The organism is Nocardia spumae, assembly GCF_020733635.1.
GTDB classification, from domain to species: domain Bacteria; phylum Actinomycetota; class Actinomycetes; order Mycobacteriales; family Mycobacteriaceae; genus Nocardia; species Nocardia spumae.
Genome location: NZ_JAJFZL010000001.1, coordinates 3,922,477 through 3,942,406, shown reverse-complemented (window position 1 = coordinate 3,942,406; position 19,930 = coordinate 3,922,477). Strand labels below are relative to the sequence as shown.

The following is a 19,930-nucleotide window of genomic DNA, read 5'->3' as shown; positions in this document are numbered from 1 at the left end:
CCGGATCGGGAGAAAATCCGGGCCGTCGCGCGTTGGGCAGGGTAGATCGTGGAAAGGATCACCGATGCCCGCCCTCTTGTTCGCCCTCTATCTCGTCGTCGAGATCGCGGCGCTGGTCGTGGTCGGTCACCTGATCGGTGCCGTACCGACCATCCTGTTGCTGATCGCCGGATCCGCGCTGGGGCTGATCCTGGTGCGTTCCCAGGGACGCCGTGTCTTCCAGCAGTTCCGGCGCGCGCGGCGCGGTGAGATCGGTGCGGGTACCGCGGTGGCCGACGGGGCGCTCGTCGGCGCGGGCGCGGTACTGATGTTCGTGCCCGGTCTGGTCACCTCCGTCTTCGGCCTGCTTCTGCTGCTGCCCACCCGCGCGCTGCTGCGGCCGCTGGTATCGGCCGCCGCGCTGCGCCGTATCGACCGGCTGACCATGGCGGCCGGATATCGCGGTGTCGTGGTCGATCCGTCCGGCGAGGTCGTCGACGGTGTGGTGGTCGAGCAGTACTACGACGACGGCCAGGGCACGACGCGGCGGATGATCGACCCGCACTGACCGATCCGGCCCGGAGGCGGGATCCGCGCCCGCGACCGCGTGCGGCACACTGGTCACCCGTGAGTACCCAGTTGCTGGTCGGCGGCCGAATCTACAGCTCCAGTTCTCCCGATGCCACGACGATGGCGGTCACCGACGGCACCGTGGTCTGGCTGGGCGCCGAACGCCCGGGACGCGCGCTGCATCCGGACGCCGAGATCATCGACCTGGGCGGCGCTTTCGTCGCTCCCGCGTTCGTCGATCCGCATGTGCACGTCACCGCCCTCGGCCTGCAGCTGACCGGTCTGGACCTGTCCGCGGCGACATCGCTGCCGCACTGCCTCGAGCTGATTCGTGCCTATGCCGCGACGCATCCGGGCACCGTGATCGGGGACGGCTGGGACGAGACCCGCTGGCCCGAAGGCCGCCCGCCCACCCTCGAGGAGATCGATACCGCGACCGGAGGCGCTCGCGCGGTGTATCTGGCTCGCGTGGACGCGCATTCCGCCGTCGTTTCCTCGGCTCTGCTCGACTCCGTCGTCGCCGCGCGCGAAGCGGTGGGATACGCCGCCGGGCAACCACTGCGCGCGCAGGCACACCATCTCGTGCGCCGCGCCGCCCTCGGCGGTCTCGACCGGGCGCAGCGTGACCGCGCCCGCGCCGCCGCCCTCGACCACGCCGCGGCACACGGTGTCGTCGAGGTCCACGAATGCGCCGGACCGGATATCTCCGGCCGTGCCGATGTCCGCGAACTGCTGGAATTCGACCACGGTGTGCGGGTGCGCGCCTACTGGGGCCAAGCGGTCACCTCCGCCGAGGATGCTCGCGCCCTGATCGAGGAACTCGGTGTGCACGGACTGGCCGGGGATCTGTTCGTCGATGGTTCCTTCGGTTCGCACACCGCCCTGCTGCGCGAGCCCTACGCCGATCGCGACACCACCGGGGTCGGCTATCTCGACGCCGCGGCGATCGCCGCCCATGTGCGCGCCTGCACCGAGGCAGGCGTGCAGGCGGGATTCCACGCCATCGGCGACGCGGCCATGGACGCGGTGGTCGAGGGCTTCTCCCGCGTCGCCGCCGAGCTCGGCGCACCGGCCGTGGCCACCCGCGGCCACCGCGTCGAACACGCGGAGCTGCTCGACGGCGGCCATATCGCGAAACTCGCCGAATTCGGCGTGATCGCCAGTGTGCAACCGGGTTTCGACACCGCCTGGGGTGGTGCGGAGGGGATGTACGCGGCGCGCCTGGGCGCCGAGCGTGCCGCCGCGGCCAATCCCTTCGCGGCGATGGCGGCGGCGGGGATCTCGCTGGCGATCGGCTCGGACGCACCTGTCACCGGTCTGAACCCGTGGCAGGCCGTGCGCGCGGCGGCCCATCACCGCACCCCCGGACACCACATCTCACCGCGTGCCGCTTTCGCCGCCGCCACCCGTGGCGCCTGGCGGGCCGGCGGCGTGCGGGACGGTGTCGCGGGCACCCTGGTGCCCGGGGCCCCGGCGTCCTACGCGGTGTGGGAGGCCGAGGACCTGGTCGTCGCGGCGGCCTCGGATACCGTCCAGCGATGGTCGACCGATCCGCGCTCCCGGGTTCCGGGGTTGCCCGCGCTGGACCCGGATGCCGCGTTGCCGCGGTGCCTGCGCACGGTCCGCGAGGGTGTTGTCATCTACGAGGCCTGACCGGCGCGAATCGGGTGACCCGCGCCCGGCGACGGCGGGCCCGGCCAGTAGCATCGGCGCGGTGCTGGGCGTGACGTGGCGGGTGTGGGGTCGGATCGGTGCCGCTGTCGTCGCCGGATTGTTGTTGTTCGCCAGTTTCCCGCCGCGCACCTGCTGGTATCTCGCGCCGATCGGGATCGCCGCGCTGACCCTGGTCGTCCGCGACGCGGTGCGGTTACGGGGCGGCTTCGGCTACGGCCTGCTGGCGGGGCTGGCCTTCTTCCTGCCGCTGCTGCCGTGGACCGGCATCTATGTCGGCCCGATCCCGTGGCTGGCGCTGTCGGCCGCCTGTGCGGTGTACGTCGGCCTGTTCGGGTTGTCGGCGCGCCTGGTCGGCGCGCTCCCGGGCTGGCCGGTGTGGGTCGCGCTGATGTGGACGCTGACCGAATGGGGCCGCTCGAGCTTTCCCTTCGGCGGATTCCCCTGGGGCCGTGTGGCGTTCGGTCAGGCCGACGGCTGGTTCCTGCCGCTGGCGTGGCTCGGTGGCGCACCCGTGGTGAGTTTCGCGGTGGCGCTGACCGGCACATTTCTCGCGGCGGCGGTCGTGGCGGCCTGGCGGTCGCGGGAGCGTGCGGGTGGGCGCCGGATCCTCGGAATTATCACTCTCGCAACGGTTGTGGCTATCATCCCGGTGTCCGGAGTGATCCTCCGGACCGCGCTGCCCGCCCCGGACGACGGAGACCGGTCGATCACGGTCGCCGCGATCCAGGGCAGCGTGCCGCGACTGGGATTGGACTTCAACGCCCAGCGTCGCGCCGTGCTGGACAACCACATTCGCCGTACCGAGGAGTTGGCGCGGGCGGTTGCCGCCGGTACCGCCGCACAGCCGGATGTGGTGATCTGGCCGGAGAATTCCTCCGATATCGATCCGCTGCGCAACGACGACGCCTACACCGAGATCACCGCCGCCGCTCGCGACATCCACGCGCCGATCCTCATCGGCGCGGTTCTGGTCAACGACGATCGCACCACCACCAACTCGGTGATCGTCTGGGACGGTGACGGGCCGGGGGAGCGGCACGACAAGAAGATCATCCAGCCCTTCGGCGAATATCTGCCCTACCGCGGCTTCTTCCGTCATTTCTCCAGCTATGCCGATCGGGCCGGATACTTCGTTCCCGGGCACGGTGACGGAGTCGTGCACACACCACCGACCGGCGGTTCCGATGTCGCGATCGGTGTGGCGACCTGCTACGAAGTGGCGTTCGACCGGGCCTTCGAGGATTCGCTGCGCGCGGGCGCGCAGGTGCTGACCGTGCCGACCAACAACGCGACCTTCGGCGACAGCGATATGACCTATCAGCAGCTGGCCATGTCCCGGGTACGGGCCGTCGAACACGGACGGGCCCTGGTGGTCGCGGCGACGACTGGGGTGAGCGCCATCGTGACCGCGGACGGCGTGGTGCGTCAGCAGACGCCGAAATTCGTACCCGCCGCCTTGGAGGCCGAACTGCCGTTGCGGAGCGACACCACGCCCGCGACCGCGATGGGCCCGCTTCCGGAGCGGGTGTTGTGTATCCTTGCTGCGGCCGTTGCCTTGGTCGCGGCAATCCGGCGGCGAACGGTGCGCTCGGCGCACCGCACCGATGAGGGCGTCTCGGACGACCGAGCATTCCACTGACGGCTGTTGAAACTCTCCCGGACAATCGAACATCGCGGGCAGGTGCGGGCCGGCGGCCGTCGAGATCGACGTTGCCCGTGCCGCTCATAACGTTCGCCGGACAGTTGCAGAACTGGATACCGTGCGCACGAACCTGGCGTTATCGGCAATTCTCCGCCAGCCCTAAGCAATGTTTGCGACCCATTAGCTGAACTATCTCCTTCGCTGCCATTGGCGTTCGAGGCCAAACATCACGACATCGTTACCAGTCCGGCCGCACCGAGGCTCCGAATCATAGGGCGTGGATCACGTCCTACCGTTGGCGCGCGCTTTTCCGCCGCGGGATGGGGACCGGGGAGATGCGTCAACAGCGGCAGAACGGAGTGATTGATGAGTTCATTGGCCACCGATCGTGTCGACCAATGTGCTTCCGGCGAATTCTCAGCACAGCCTTTCGCTCTGTCACCGGCGCAAACCGCGCTCTGGTACGCACAACGGATTCAGCCCGATGTGCCGTTGACCATCGCTCAGTACGTCGAGATCCACGGTGACCTGGATGTGGGCCGGCTGCTCTACGCCATCGAACGGTTCGGCGCCGAGTCCCAGGTGGGTCAGCTGCGGCTGGTCGAGATCGACGGCGTGCCACATCAGGTCGTCGACGCGCTGCAGCGCCCGGGCTGGGCCCGTATCGATCTGCGGCACGAGGAAGATCCGCACGCGGCCGCCCTGCACTGGATGAACGAGCATGCCAGCAGCCCGATCGATCTGGAACATGATCCGTTGTCGGTCAACGTCGTTCTGCGCACCGGCGAGTACGACTACATCTGGTACGGCCGCGCCCATCACATCGTCATCGACGGTTACGGCGCGATGAACGCGCTCACCCGCACCGCCGAGATCTACACCGCGCTGGAGAATCAGACCGAACCGGTCGTCTCGCGTGCGACGTCGCTGGCCGAGCTCTACGCCGGTGAGACGCAGTACCGCGAATCCGCCCGCTACCGCAGCGATCAAGAGTACTGGCGGGGGCAACTCGAGGGAGTCGGCGCGACGCTGACGCTGTCGTCGACCGGAATCACCGCCGCCGCACCGGATCCCGGCCGTCGCATCGCCGCCGCGGTGCTCGACGCCGATACCGAGGACGAGCTCGCCAGGGCCGCAACCACATTCGACTCCCAGAACTCCGCCCTGTTCGTCGCGGCCCTGGCCGGTTACGTGCGCGCGGCGACCGGCACCCAGGATGTGGTGCTGAGCCTGCCGATGTCGGCGCGGACCACGGTGGCCCTGCGCCGCTCGGCGGGTGTGGTGTCCAACGTCGTACCGATCCGGGTGCGGTTCGATTCCACCACCACCGTGGCCGATGTCGTCCGGGCCACCGAATTGCAGATCACCGGCGCGCTACGCCATCAGCGCTACCGGCACGACGACATCAGACGCGACTGCGGGTATTCCCGTGAGGCCCGCGGATTCTTCGGACCGATGGTCAACATCATGCTGTTCCACAGCGAACTGAACTTCGGCAGCCTGGTCGGATCGCTGAACGTGCTGTCCACCGGGCCGGTCGAGGATCTGTCGATCAACCTCTACAACGGCGAGGGCGGGCGTATCCACGTCGACTTCGAGGCCAACCCGCGGCTCTACGGCAAGGCCGAACTGGCCCGCCACCACGAGCGTTTCCTCGACTACCTCACCCGCTTCCTCACCGCCGATCCCACCGTGCCGATCGCGGCGGTGCCGGTGATCACCGACGCAGAACGCGACCTGGTGCTGCGGCAGTGGAACGCCACCGAGGTTCCGGCGCGCCCGGGTACCCTCGCCGATCTGTTCGGCGCGCAGGCCGAGGCCACGCCGGATGCCGTCGCGCTCGAATTCGAGGGCGCCACCCTGACCTACGCGCAGCTACGCCGGCGCGCGGACCGCCTGGCCCGGGTGCTGATCGCGCGCGGCGCGGGCCCCGACACCGTCGTGGGCCTGGCCATGCGACGGAGTCTGGACCTGGTCGTGGGTATGTACGCGATCGTGCGGGCGGGGGCGGCCTATGTGCCGATCGATCCGGATCATCCCGCCGAGCGCACGGCCCACATCCTCGACCAGGCCGCGCCGCTGTGCGTGCTGACCGCGGCAGGCGACGAGGTGGTCCTGCCCGCCGGGGTGGCCGTGGTCGATGTGCGGAGCGCCGACGGCGATACCGACCCGCGGGCCGAGGCGCCGATCACCGACGCCGACCGGCGCGCACCGCTGCGCGGAGACGATCTGGCCTATGTGATCTTCACGTCCGGATCGACCGGTCGGCCCAAGGGGGTCGGCATCACGCACGCGGCGATCGTGAACCGCCTGGCCTGGATGCAGGATCGGTATCCGCTCGACGACAGCGATGCCGTCCTGCAGAAGACCCCCGCCACGTTCGACGTGTCGGTATGGGAGTTCTTCTGGCCGTTGCAGATCGGAGCGCGGCTGGTGATCGCGGCGCCCGACGGCCACCGCGATCCGGCGTATCTGGCGCGGATCATCGCGGACCGGGGCATCACCACCGCGCACTTCGTTCCGTCGATGCTCTCGGTGTTCGTGACCGATACCGACGTGCGCGACTGCGGCGGCCTGCGCCGGGTGTTCTGCAGTGGTGAGGCGCTGCCCGCGGCGACAGTCCGCGATTTCCACGCCGTCGTTCCCGGCGCCCGCCGCGCCGGCTCGGCGAACCCCGCCGGTGGTCCGCAGTTGCACAATCTCTACGGCCCCACCGAGGCGGCCGTCGACGTCACCTACTGGGCCTGCGCACCGGAGAACGACGTCGTCCCGATCGGTGCGCCGGTCTGGAACACACAGGTCTACGTGCTGGACGAAACGCTGCGCCCGGTGCCGCCCGGCGTGGTCGGCGAACTCTATCTGGCCGGTGTCCAGCTCGCCCGCGGATATCTGGGCCGCCCGGGCCTGAGCGCCGACCGGTTCGTGGCGAATCCGTTCACCTCCGGCACCCGGATGTACCGCACCGGTGATCTGGTGCGGTGGCGGACCGATTCGATCCCGCCCGCCGGCGGCGGATCGCAACTGCCGCCCGCGCTGGAATATCTGGGGCGCAGTGACTTCCAGGTCAAGATCCGCGGTCAGCGGATCGAACTCGGTGAGGTCGAGGCGGCCCTGCTCGCCGACGAGCGGATCGCGCGCGCGGTCTGCGTCGCCCATACCGGCCCGGCCGGTGACGAGCTGGTCGGCTATGTGGTGGCCGCACCCGGGCAGACCGTCGACGGCGCCGCGCTGCTCACCGAGGTCCGGGGCGTGCTGCCCGGCTATATGGTGCCCGCGGTGATCGTCGTCCTGGACGAGTTGCCGCTCAGCGCCAACGGCAAGATCGATCGCAAGGCGCTGCCCGCGCCCGAGCTACCGGCCCGGCGCGGCGGAGCGGGCATCGTCGCACCGCGCACGGATACCGAGCGCGACCTGGCCGCGATCGTCACCGAGGTGCTCGGTTGCGAGGAATTCGGCGTCGACGACAGCTTCTTCGATCTCGGCGGCAACTCGCTGTCGGCGGCGCGGGCGGTGGCCCGGATCAACGCGGCCTTCGGAGCCGGGCTCACCATCCGGGATCTGTTCGAATCGCCGACCGTCGCGGCACTCGCGGACCGGGTCGGTGCGCAGAACGTCGATCAGGCATCGCCGAAACTGGTGGCCGGCCCACGGCCGCAACGTCTTCCGCTGTCGCTGGCACAGCAGCGGTTGTGGATTCTCAACCGGTTCGCCGAGCACGCCGGCGCCTACAACATGCCGCTGGCGGTGGAGCTGACCGGCCGGCTGGATGTCGAGGTCCTACGGGCCGCGCTGCTCGACGTGCTCGCGCGGCACGAGAGCCTGCGCACCACCTTCCCCGATTCGCCCACCGGCCCGGTGCAGGTCATCCATCCCGCCGCCGAGATTCCGCTGGCGCTGGAGGCGATCGACGCGACCGGGGCCGACGCCCTGGCGCTGGCCACCGAATACGCCGGATACGGTTTCGATCTGCGCAGTCAGGCGCCGATGCGGGTGGCGCTGTACGCCACCGGACCGGATCGGCACGTCTTCCTGCTGGTACTGCATCACATCTGCGGTGACGGCTGGTCGGTGGCGCCGCTGGCGCGCGACCTGATGGGCGCGGTGGCCGCCCGCACCACCGGACAGGCGCCCCAGTGGGCGCCGCTGCCGGTGCAGTACGCCGACTTCGCGCTGTGGCAGCGCGAACTGCTCGGTGACGAGACCGATCCCACCAGCGCGCTGTCGCGGCAGCTGGCCTACTGGCGCACCGCACTGGCGGATCTGCCCGATCAGCTGGATCTGCCCCTGGATCGGCCGCGGCGGCGCCAGCGCGAAACCACCGGCGGCCGAGTCGAATTCACCATCGCGGCCGCAACCCGGCGCGCGGTCGCCGAGCTGGCGGCCGAGCGTGGCGTCAGCACCTTCATGATCCTGCACGCGGCGCTGGCGAGCCTGCTCTCACGGCTGTGCAACACCACCGATATCGCGATCGGCACCCCGATCGCGGGCCGGTCCGACCCTGCCCTCGACGATCTGGTCGGCATGTTCGTCAACACCCTGGTGCTGCGCACCGAGGTCGATCCGGCCGCGGGCTTCGACCGCATGCTCGATCGGGTGCGCGAGACCGACCTCGACGCCTTCGCCAATGCCGATGTGCCGTTCGAGCGCCTGGTCGAGGTCGTCAACCCGTCGCGCGACTCCGGACGCCACCCGCTGTTCCAGGTGATGCTGTCCTATGAGGACTCCGCCGAACTCGAGGTGGAGCTGGCCGGGCTCAGCGCCCGGGTGCTGCCGATGGATGTCGGTGTCGCGAAGTTCGATCTCCAGCTCATCGTCCACGACAGCGATGCCGGCGATGCCGCCGACGGGCCGCTCACCGCCGAATTCGGTTATGCCGCCGATATTTTCGATCACGCCACGGTGCAGGGTGTGGCCCTGCGGTTCGTGCGGCTGCTCGAGGCCGCGGTCGGTTCACCCTGGACGCCGGTCGGCGATCTGCCGATCCTCGATGCGCGCGAGCTCGGCAATCTGGTGCCGATCACCGGTGCGCCGGGTGTCCCGCCGCTGAGCCTGGCGCGGTTGCTGAGCGAAACCGCGGAGCGGGTGCCGGACGGTGTCGCGATCCGGTACCGCGGGCTCGATCTCACCTATCGCGAGATCGACGAGGCCTCCAACCGGCTGGCCCGGGTGCTCATCGAGCACGGCGCCGGGCCGGAGGTCGTGGTCGCGATCGCGCTGCCGCGCGGTCCGGCATCGATCACCGCGATCTGGGCGGTCGCCAAGACCGGTGCGGCGTATGTACCGGTCGACCCCGATTACCCGGCCGACCGGATCGAGCACATGCTGCGCGACTCCGGTGCCATGCTGGGGCTGACCGAGCCGCGCAGTCATGCCGCGATGCCGACCTGGCCGATGCGGCCCGGCCGGCATCGCAAACAGGGCGCCGACTGGCTGCTGCTGGGCTCGGATGTGATGACGGCCGCTCTCAACCGGGTCGCCTCCACCCCGGTGACCGACAGGGATCGGCATCTGCCGCTGCGGATCTCGCATCCGGCCTACCTCATCTACACCTCCGGCTCCACCGGTCTGCCCAAGGCGGTGGTGGTCACCCACGGCGGTATCGCCTCCCTCGCGCACGAGCAGATGCATCTGTTCCGCGTCGGCGATTCGGCACGGACACTGCACTTCTCGTCACCGTCGTTCGATGCCTCGGTACTGGAACTGCTGCTCGGCTTCGCCGCCGGCGCGACGATCGTGGTCGCCCCGGCGGGCATCTACGGCGGCGCCGAACTGGCCGCACTGTTGCGCGAGGAGCGGATCACCCACGCGTTCATCACCCCGGCCGCGCTGGCCACCGTATCGCCGGAGGGCCTCGACGATCTGGAAACGGTCATCGTCGGCGGCGACGCCTGCCCCGAGGATCTGGTCCGCACCTGGACCGCGGGACATCGGATGCACAACATGTACGGCCCGTCCGAGGCGACCGTGGCCGCCACCGCCACCGAACCGATGGTCGCGGGACAACCCGTACCGATCGGGAAACCGGTGCGCGGTATGCGGTTGTTCATCCTCGATCAGCGCCTGCACCCGGTGCCGCCCGGTGTCGCCGGTGAGCTGTATCTGTCCGGGCCCGGTGTCGCACGCGGCTACCTCGGCCGCCACGGGCTCACGGCGCTGCGCTTCCCGGCCAACCCGCACGGCCGCCGTGGCGAGCGTATGTACCGCACCGGCGATCTGGTGATGACCGATTCCTCCGGCACCCTCCGGTTCCTGGGCCGGGCCGACGATCAGGTCAAGATCCGCGGCTTCCGGATCGAATTGCGCGAGATCGACCATGTCCTGCGCGCACATCCCGGCGTCACCTTCGCCATGACGGTGGTGCACACCGGCGGTGAGCACGGCGCGGCCCGGCTGGCGTCCTATATCGCCGCCGATATCGACATCGATCCGGCCGAGGTCGCGGAGACCGCGCGCCGGCAGCTGCCCGCCTACATGGTTCCCGCCGCGATCACGGTGCTCGAGCGAGTCCCGGTGACCCCCGCCGGCAAGGTCGACCGCAAGGCGCTGCCCGCACCGGTGTTCACCGCCGCCGGTCCCTCACGGGCCCCGGAATCCGAGCTGGAACGGCGGGTCGCCGAGGTCTTCGGCGCGGTTCTCGGTCACCCCGTCCCCGGCGCGGAGGACAGCTTCTTCGACGCCGGCGGCAACTCGCTACTGGCGACCCGCCTCACCGCCGCGCTGCACGCGGAGTTCGGGGTCGAGCTGCCGGTCCGGGAGATCTTCGAGACACCGACCGTGGCCGGGGTGGCCGCGCATCTGGCGCACGCGCCCCGCACCCAGCGGGTGGCGTTGGCCCCCTACACCCCTCGGCCCGCCCGGATCCCGCTGTCACTGCCGCAGCAGCGCATGTGGTTCCTCAACCGGCTCGCCCCCGATTCCAGTGCCTACAACATCGCGTTCTCGCTGCGCATCGACGGCGATCCGGACATGCGGGCGTTGCGTGCCGCCTTGGGCGATCTGGTCGAGCGCCACGAGGTGCTGCGCACGATCTTCCCCGAGGACGAGTCCGGCCCGTTCCAGCTGGTCCTCGATGCCGAACGCAGTGTGCCGACGCTGGAGCCGGTGGTGACCGACGAGCGCGGCGCCCGGCTGGCCCTGCGGAAACTGGCCCGGCGCGGCTTCGACCTGACCCGGGAGATTCCGCTGCGAATGACGGTGCTGCGCACCGGAACCCGCTCCTACCGGCTGGGCATCGTGGTGCACCACATCGCCGCCGACGGCTGGTCGCTGGGACCGCTCACCCACGACCTGATCGTGGCCTACACCGCCCGGCGCGACGGCGTGCCCCCGGCCTGGGCGCCGCTTCCGGTGCAGTACGCCGATTTCAGTCTGTGGCAGCGCCGATGCCTCGGCGACGAATCGGATCCGGCCAGTCCGGCCGCGGTGGCTCTGGGGTTCTGGCGCGACGTTCTGGCGGATCTGCCCGAGGAGCTGCCGCTGCCCTACGACCGTCCGCGTCCGGCCGAACCGACCAACCAGGCCGGCACCGTGCGGGTCGAGGTGCCGCCCGCCCTGCGCTCGGCGCTCGACGAGCTGGCGCGGGGACAGGGCAAGAGTCTGTTCATGGTGTTGCGCTCGGCGCTGGCGGTGACGCTGCGCACCGTGACCGGCGGCCGCGATATCGTCATCGGCACACCGGTCGCCGGTCGATCCGACACCCGTCTCGACGATCTGGTCGGCATGTTCGTCAACACCCTGATGCTGCGCTCCGACGTCGACCCGGACCGCAGTTTCGCCGAGCAGTTGAGCGCCGATCTCGACGGCGAACTGTCGGCCATGTCCCATGCGGGACTGCCCTTCGAACGTGTCGTGGAGGAGCTGGGCCGTGGTCACGGCGGAATGCGGCCGACGCTGCAGGTCGCACTCACCGTGCAGGACACGATGCCGCCCGCCCTGGAGTTGCCGGGGCTGCGGCTGCAGGCCGAGGAACTCGATATCGCCGTCGCGAAGTTCGATCTGGAACTGCGGGTGCCCGCCGACGGGCGGACTTTCGACATGGTCTACGCCGCAGAGCTTTTCGACGAGGACACGGTGCGCACCCTGGTGCAGCGGTTGCTGATGGTGCTGGAGTCGGTCACCGCCGAGCCGCGAGTCCTGGTGCGCGACATCGACGCTCGGACCGCCGTGGAGCGCACGGAGTTCACCCCGCGCCGTGGTGCGCCCGCCACCCCCCAGTGCAGTCTGTCGAACTACTTCACCGCCACCGCGCATCTGCACCCGGATCGCGTCGCCATCCGCAGCGGAGACCACGAGATCACCTACGCCGAACTGGACCGCTACTCGAATCGGGTGGCCCGCGCGCTCATCGGGCGCGGTGTGGGCAGCGGTGACCGGGTGGCGATCGGCCTGACCCGGTCGGTGGAGTCGGTCGCGGCCGCGCTGGCGGTCGCCAAATCGGGTGCGGCCTTCGTGCCCGTCGACCCCAACTATCCCGCCGACCGGATCCGGCACATGCTCACCGACTCCGGATGCGTGCTCGGCCTCACCCTGACCGCACATCTGGACGGGCTGCGCCGAGCCGTCACCGAGGGCAACGGATCCACGCGCGGTGCCGAATGGCTGCTGCTCGACGACGCGGCGTTGCACGCCGAACTCGACGCCCAGGACGAGCGCACGATCACCGATGCCGAGCGGCCGCGGTCGGTGTGGACGTCCGATCTGGCCTATCTGATCTACACCTCCGGCTCGACCGGCAAGCCCAAGGGCGTGGCGGTCACCCACGCGGGCCTGTCGAACTTCGCCGACGAGATCCGCGACCGGATGCGTGTCGACCGCGACGCGCGCACCCTGCACTTCGCGAGCCCGAGTTTCGATGCGGCGATGCTGGATCTGCTGCTGGCCATCGGTTCGGGCGCGACCATGGTCATCTGCCCGCCCGATATCTACGGCGGTGACGAACTGGCCGCCCTGATGGATCGCGAACGCATCAGTCACACCTTCATGACGCCGGCCGCCCTGGCCACCATCGACCACCGGCGCTGGTCGCTGCCGCACCTGCGGGCGATCATGGTCGGCGGCGAGGCGCTGGGGGCGGATCTGGTCGAACGGTGGGCGCCCGGCCGGGCGCTGTTCAACGGATACGGCCCGACCGAAACCACCATCGTGGTGACGATCGCCGGTCCGCTCGAGGTCGGCGCGCCGATCACCATCGGATCGCTGGTGCGCGGGGCACGAGCCCTGATCCTCGACGAGCGGCTGCGACCGGTCCCGGTGGGCGTGCCGGGCGATCTCTACCTCGGTGGTCAGTCGCTCGCGCGCGGCTACCTGGACCGGTTCGGGCTCACCGCGGGCCGGTTCGTCGCCGATCCGTACGGCCCCGAGGGGTCGCGCATGTACCGGACCGGTGATGTGGTGCGCTGGCGGGCCGACGGCGAGATCGCCTACCTCGGGCGCAGCGACCACCAGGTGAAGGTGCGTGGTTTCCGCATCGAACTCGGTGAGATCACCGAGGTGCTGGCCGCCCACCCAGCACTTCGCTTCGCGCACACCGAGGTTCGCGAGATCGCCGGTGCCGCGCGGATCGTGTCCTATGTCCAGCCCGCCGAATCCGGCGCGCCGGTGGACGCCGACGCGATTCGCTCCCATGTGGCCGCGCAGCTGCCGGCGCATATGGTGCCCAGCAGCATCACCGTTCTGGATCGGATTCCGCTGACTCCGGTCGGCAAACTCGACCGGGATGCGCTGCCGGAGCCGCAGCAGGCCGGTACCGCGGCCCGCGAGCCCGAGACCGACAGTGAGCGGCTGGTCGCGCAGGTGATGGCGGAGCTGGTCGGCACCGAATCCGTCGGCGCCGATGACAACTTCTTCGATATCGGCGGAAATTCGCTGCTGGCAACGCAATTGGTGGCTCGGCTCGGTGCGGCCGCCGGCGTCCGGGTCGAGGTCCGCACGGTCTTCGCCGCCCCCACCGTCGCCGAACTGGCCGCGCTGCTCGACGGCACCGAGCACACCGGTGACCGCGGTCCGGCCCTGGTCCGGCGGGACCGTCCGGCGCGGGTGCCGCTGTCGGCGGCGCAACGGCGGCTGTGGTTCCTCAACCGGTTCAACGCCTCCGCGGACGCGGATCTGTCCGGCGTCTACAACGTCCCGGTCGCGCTGCGGCTGCGCGGAGCGCTGGATGTGGACGCCCTGCGCTCGGCCCTGCACGCCGTGCAGCGCCGCCACGAGACGCTGCGCACGGTCTTCCCGGAGATCGACGGCGAGCCGTACCAGCGGGTGCTGGGATCGGGGGAGGCCGCGGTGGCCCTGCCGGTCGTCGCCCTGGACGAGGCCGAGATCGACGGTGTGATCCGGCGTTTCGCGGCGACGGGCTTCGATCTGGCCGCCACCGCGCCGGTACGCGCCCAGCTGCTGCGGCTCGGCGCCGAGGATCACGTGCTGGTGCTGGTCGTGCACCACATCGCGATGGACGGCTGGTCGCTGGAGCCGCTGGCCGCCGATATCGCCGGCGCCTACGCGGCCTACGCCGCGGGAACGGCGCCCGAATGGGAAGACCTGCCCGTCCAGTACGCCGACTACACGCTGTGGCTGCGGGACACCCTCGGTGACGAGGACGATCCGGAATCGCCGATCAGCCGCCAGCTCGACTACTGGCGGAACGCGCTCGAGGGCATTCCCGAGCGGCTGGCCCTGCCGACCGACCGGCGCCGTCCGCCGGTGCCGAGCTATCGCGGCGGCACGGTCGACTGCGTTCTCGATGCCATCACCCACGGTGAGTTGCAGGCGGTGGCCGCGCGGCACGGCGTGACCATGTTCATGGTCCTGCACGCCGCGCTGGCCGCACTGCTGCACCGGGTCAGCACCGAGGACGACATCACCGTCGGTACGCCGATCGCGGGTCGCGGGGATCAGGCTCTCGACCCGATGGTCGGTATGTTCGTCGGCACGCTGGTGCTACGGACCCCGGTCGGGGGCGGGGAGTCGTTCGCCGAACTGCTGCACGCCGTGCGCGACCGGGACCTCGAGGCCTTCGCGCACGCCGACGTCCCGTTCGAGCGGCTGGTCGAGGTGCTCAACCCGGCCCGATCGCAGGCGCATCACCCGATGTTCCAGGTCATGCTCTCGGTGCGGAACCAGCCGGTGCGGAACCTGGAACTGCCCGGGCTGAGCATCGAGGCCTGCGACGCCGATCCGGGCATCGCGAAATTCGATCTGCAGTTCACGCTCACCGAATCATGGACCGCGCAGCGGGAGCCGGGTGGCATCACCATCTCGGTGAACTTCGCCCGGGACCTGTTCGGCGAGGACAGCGCCACCCGCCTGGGCGAGCGCTTCGCTCGGCTGCTGCGGGCCGTGGCCGCGAATCCCGAACTGCCCGTGGGTGATCTGGATCTGCTCGAGCCCATGGAGTGGTCGTCGCTGGCGCCGGTGCGTGGTGCGGTCGCGGACCGGCCGCAGACCCTGGCGGAGGTGTTCGCCGCCGCTGTGCGCGCCGATCCCGGCGGGGTCGCGGTGCGCAGCGGGACCACCGAGCTCACCTACGAGGGGCTCGATCGGTGGACCAACCGGCTGGCCCGGGTGCTGCTCGGCCACGGTGTGGGCCCGGAAATGCTGGTGGCACTGGGGATTCCGCGATCGATCGAATCGGTGGCGGTGACCTTGGCGGTGGCCAAGACCGGTGCGGCGTTCGTTCCGGTGGATCCGAACTATCCGGAGCACCGCATCGCTCATATGCTCACCGATTCCGGTGCGGCACTGGGGATCACGTTGTCCGAGCACCGGGACCGGATGCCCGGCGGCGCCGACTGGATCGTGCTGGACGCCCCACCGCTGCGGGAGCGGATCCGGGCGACCCCGGATGCGCCGATCGCCGCCGCCGAACGCGGGGGCATCCTGCGGATCGAGAACCCGGCCTACATCATCTACACCTCCGGTTCGACCGGTACGCCGAAGGGTGTCGTGGTGACCCACGGCGGCCTGTCGAACTTCGCGGCCGAAACCGCCGAGCGGTTCGAGGTGGGCCCGGGCAGCCGAGTGCTGCACTTCGCGACCCCGAGCTTCGACGCGGCCATGCTCGACCTGCTGCTGGCACTGGGCGGAGCCGCCACCCTGGTTATCGCCCCGGCCGGTGTGTACGGCGGTGCCGATCTGGCGCGGGTGCTGGCAAACGAGCGGATCACCCACGCCTTCATCACCACCGCCGCGCTGGGCACGGTCGACCCCGCCGGACTCGACGAGTTCGGCCACGTGCTGGTCGGAGGGGAGGCGCTGCCGCCGGAACTGGTGGCACGCTGGGCGCCGGGCCGGCGGCTGCACAACGTCTACGGGCCCACCGAGACCACCATCGTCACCGTCATCGCCGAGCCGACCGCACCGGGTCGGCCGATCGTGATCGGTGAGCCGATTCGCGGCGTGCACGCCGTGGTGCTCGACCGGCGGATGCATCCCACCCCCGCCGGCGTGGTCGGCGAGCTGTATCTGTCCGGCGCGGCGCTGGCGCGCGGTTACCACGACCGGGCCGGGCTCAGCGCCGCGCGCTTCGTGGCCAACCCGTTCGGCAAGCCCGGAGAACGCATGTATCGCACCGGTGATCTGGTGCGCTGGGTAACGCGCGGTGAGCGTCCCGAACTGGAATATGTGGGCCGCACCGACCATCAGGTGAAGATCCGCGGCTTCCGGATCGAACTCGGCGAGATCGACACCGCGCTGTGCCGTCACCCCGAGGTCGAATTCGCCACCACGATCGGGCACCGCACCGCGGCCGGCGCGACCGCGCTGGTGTCGTATCTGAAGGCCCGGCCGGGCGCCGCCCCGACGGTGGCGGCCCTGCGGGCTCACGTCGCGACCCTGGTCCCCAGTTACATGGTGCCGCAATCGATCATGCTGCTGGATACGGTGCCGTTGTCACCTGTCGGCAAGCTGGATCGAAAGGCGTTGCCGGAACCGGTATTCGGCGCCGAGCACAGCTACCGCGCGCCCGAGGGCCCGACCGAAGCGGCGGTCTGTGCCGCGTTCGCCGACGTCCTCGAGGTCGAGACCGTCGGCGCCGACGACGGCTTCTTCGATCTGGGCGGCAATTCACTGCTGGCCACCAAGGTGGTGGCCCAGTTGCGTACGGCCGGGATCGAGATGCCGGTGCAGCTGATGTTCGCCGAATCGACTCCGGCGGGCATCGCCCGGCAACTGGACGCCTCGGCCGAGGATGCGTTGTCGGTGGCGATGCGGCCGCTGCTGCCGATCCGCCCGGCCGGGCAGTCGCAGGTGCCGCCGCTGTTCTGCGTGCATCCGGCGATCGGGCTCTCGTGGTGCTACGCGGGACTGCTCGCCCATCTGCCCGGCGACCGCCCGGTCTACGGCTTGCAGGCGCCGCACATCACCGGCGCCGACAACCATGATTCGATCGGCGCGGCCGCGAAGGACTATGTGGCGCATATCCGTTCGGTGCAGCCGGAGGGGCCCTACCATCTGCTCGGCTGGTCGCTGGGTGGTTTGATCGCCCAGGAGATCGCGGTCCAGCTGCAGGAGGCGGGGCAGCGGGTGCGGCTGCTTGCCATGATGGACAGCTACCAGCTCGGCGATCGCTGGCTCGACCAGGCGATGCCCGGGCTGGCCGACATCATCGGCGAATTCGGCAGCGATCTGGTCGGCGGTGACCACGGCGTGGATGCCGGGCTCACCCTGAGCGAGGCGGCCGAGCTGCTGCGCAATCAACCCGGTCCGTTCGCGGCGCTGACCATGGATCATCTGCAGCGGCTCTACACCGGTTACGAGAACGGGACGGTGCTCGCCAACGGGTTCCGCCCCCGTGTCTTCGACGGCGATGTGCTGTTCTTCACCGCCGCCGACGACGAGGTGAACCAGGCCGACCCGGAGCGCTGCGCGCAGGCGTGGGAGCCGTTCGTGACCGGTGTGGTGCACGACCGCAAACTGCGCTGCCGGCATTCCGGCATGACGACACCGGAGGCACTGGCCGTCATCGGCCCGGTGCTGCGTGAACAATTCGAGGCCGCCGACGGCGGAGACACGGAGGAGACACGGTGAGCCTGGCAGTGGAAGTCACCGGTCTGGTCAAGAACTACGGTCGGATCCGAGTGCTCGACGGCATCGACCTGGAGATCCCGTCCGGGACCGTGATGGGGCTGCTCGGTCCCAACGGCGCGGGCAAGACCACGACCGTCCGCATCGTCACCACACTGTTGAAACCGACGGCCGGTGAGGTCCGGGTCGCTGGTGTCGACGTGGTGCGGCATCCGGCGCAGGCTCGCACTCGCATCGGACTGTCGGGGCAGTACGCCGCGGTCGACGAGAATCTGTCGGGGTTCGAGAACCTGCGGATGGTCGCCCGGCTGTACGGCATGAACCACAAGAAGTCCGCCGCACGGGCCGACGAACTGCTCGTGGCGCTGGGACTCGAACACGCCGCCGGGCGGCGGGCGGGCACCTACTCCGGCGGTATGGCCCGGCGCCTCGACCTGGCCGGTGCGCTGGTGGCGCGCCCGACGGTGGTGGTGCTGGACGAGCCGACCACCGGACTCGACCCGCGCGGACGCCAGGACATGTGGAAGATCATCGGCGATCTGGTCGACGACGGCACCACGGTCCTGCTGACCACCCAGTATCTGGAGGAGGCCGATCAGCTCGCCGATCGGATCCTGGTGATCGACCGGGGCCGGGTGATCGCGCGAGGTTCCGCCGACGAACTCAAGACCTCGATCGGCGGCGATCGGCTGACCGTCACGCTCGCCGAGGGGCAGGATCCGGACCCGGCGAAATCGGTGCTGAGCGAGGTCGGTCTCGGGGAGCCTATCCACGAGCCCGGCGCCGATCACGTCTCGATCGTGGTGGGTGACGGCACCCGCACCATGGTCGAAGCCCTGCGCCGGCTCGACGACGCCGGGGTGTGCGTGGTGGACGCGGCGGTCAGCCGGCCCAGTCTCGACGATGTGTTCCTGTCGCTGACCGGCACCCCCGCGGCGCCGGTAGCGGAATCCGAAAACGAAGAGGTAGCAGAGGAGATCATGTCGTGAGTACCGCGGAAGCGGCAGTCGCCGAGAAGGACTCGGCGGCGGAGTCCGCCCAGCTGACCGATGAGGCCGGAAAACGCCCGGCCATCGATAGCGATGTCGAATCGATCGGCGCATCGGTCCGGGTCTTCCGCGACAGCGCCATCATCGCCTACCGGAACATCCTCACCATCCTGCGGGTGCCGACCCTGCTGGTGACCGCGACCATCCAGCCGCTGATGTTCGTATTCCTGTTCGCCTACATCTTCGGCGCCTCGCTGGGCGGCGGCCAGTATCGCGAATTCCTGCTGGCCGGCATCTTCACCCAGACGGTGGCCTTCAACGCCGCGTTCACCACGGTCGGTCTGGCCAACGACCTGCAGAAGGGCATTATCGACCGGATGCGGACCCTGCCGATGTCGCGGATGGCGGTCCTGATGGGGCGCACGCTGTCCGACACGGTCGTCAACGTGGTGGCGCTGGCCGTCATGGTCGCCTGCGGTTACATCGTGGGGTGGCGGATCAACGGATCGATCGCCGATGCCGCACTGGCGTTCGCCATCCTGCTGCTGTTCGCGTTCGCGATGTCGTGGGTGGGTGCCCTCACCGGCCTGATCTCACCGAATGTCGAGGTCGCGCAGAGCGCCGGCCTGATCTGGCTGTTTCCGGTGACCTTCATCTCCTCGGCCTTCATCTCGGCCGAGACGCTGCCCGGGCCGCTGCGTTCGGTCGCGGAGTGGAATCCGATCACGGCGGTCGCGGCGTCGGGCCGCAAGCTGTTCGCCAACGGGTCGCCGCCCACCTTCACCGCACCACACGGCTGGCCGGTCGATCACTGCGTGGAGTACGCGGTGGCGTGTTCGGTGGCGATCCTGGTGGTGGCGGTACCGCTGGCGCTGCTGCAGTACCGCAAGGTCGCCAGTCACTGACCCCGGCGGGGCCGGGATCACGGTCAGAACTTGCCGGAATGCCGTCGGCCTCGCACGCGCCGCAGCGCACCGCGCCGGTGCCGGTCGACTGCCAGGCGGAGATGGCCCGCGTGACAGGTTCCCAACGGGCGTAGTCGGGTTCGAGCTGCGGATAT

The 19,930-nt window shown here is 70.0% G+C and carries 6 protein-coding genes; all 6 read left to right on the top strand.

Going from position 1 to position 19,930, the window contains the following annotated elements; all coding sequences use genetic code 11:
- Positions 1-64: 64 nt before the first annotated feature.
- The 6 genes from LKD76_RS17600 to LKD76_RS17575 all read left to right on the top strand — a co-directional run bounded on the left by LKD76_RS17600 (position 65) and on the right by LKD76_RS17575 (position 19,775).
- On the top strand, positions 65-547 hold the full coding sequence (locus LKD76_RS17600; RefSeq protein WP_227982418.1) for an FxsA family protein: 483 nt from the start codon (positions 65-67) through the stop codon (positions 545-547).
- 59 nt (positions 548-606) lie between these two features.
- Positions 607-2,202: an amidohydrolase gene (locus LKD76_RS17595; RefSeq protein ID WP_227982417.1), complete on the top strand. Its 1,596-nt coding sequence runs from the start codon at positions 607-609 to the stop codon at positions 2,200-2,202.
- Between the two features lie 64 nt (positions 2,203-2,266).
- Positions 2,267-3,862, top strand: a complete 1,596-nt coding sequence (gene lnt, locus LKD76_RS17590; RefSeq protein ID WP_255661682.1) for an apolipoprotein N-acyltransferase — start codon at positions 2,267-2,269, stop codon at positions 3,860-3,862.
- Between the two features lie 369 nt (positions 3,863-4,231).
- Positions 4,232-17,884 (top strand): non-ribosomal peptide synthetase, encoded by a 13,653-nt coding sequence (locus LKD76_RS17585; protein ID WP_227982415.1) that lies wholly within the window; start codon positions 4,232-4,234, stop codon positions 17,882-17,884.
- Positions 17,881-18,870: an ATP-binding cassette domain-containing protein gene (locus LKD76_RS17580; protein WP_227982414.1), complete on the top strand. Its 990-nt coding sequence runs from the start codon at positions 17,881-17,883 to the stop codon at positions 18,868-18,870. The genes LKD76_RS17585 and LKD76_RS17580 overlap by 4 nt, the downstream gene beginning before the upstream one ends.
- Before the next feature lie 104 nt (positions 18,871-18,974).
- Entirely contained in the window at positions 18,975-19,775 is an 801-nt protein-coding gene (locus tag LKD76_RS17575; RefSeq protein WP_227985283.1) for an ABC transporter permease, read from the top strand.
- Positions 19,776-19,930: the final 155 nt, after the last annotated feature.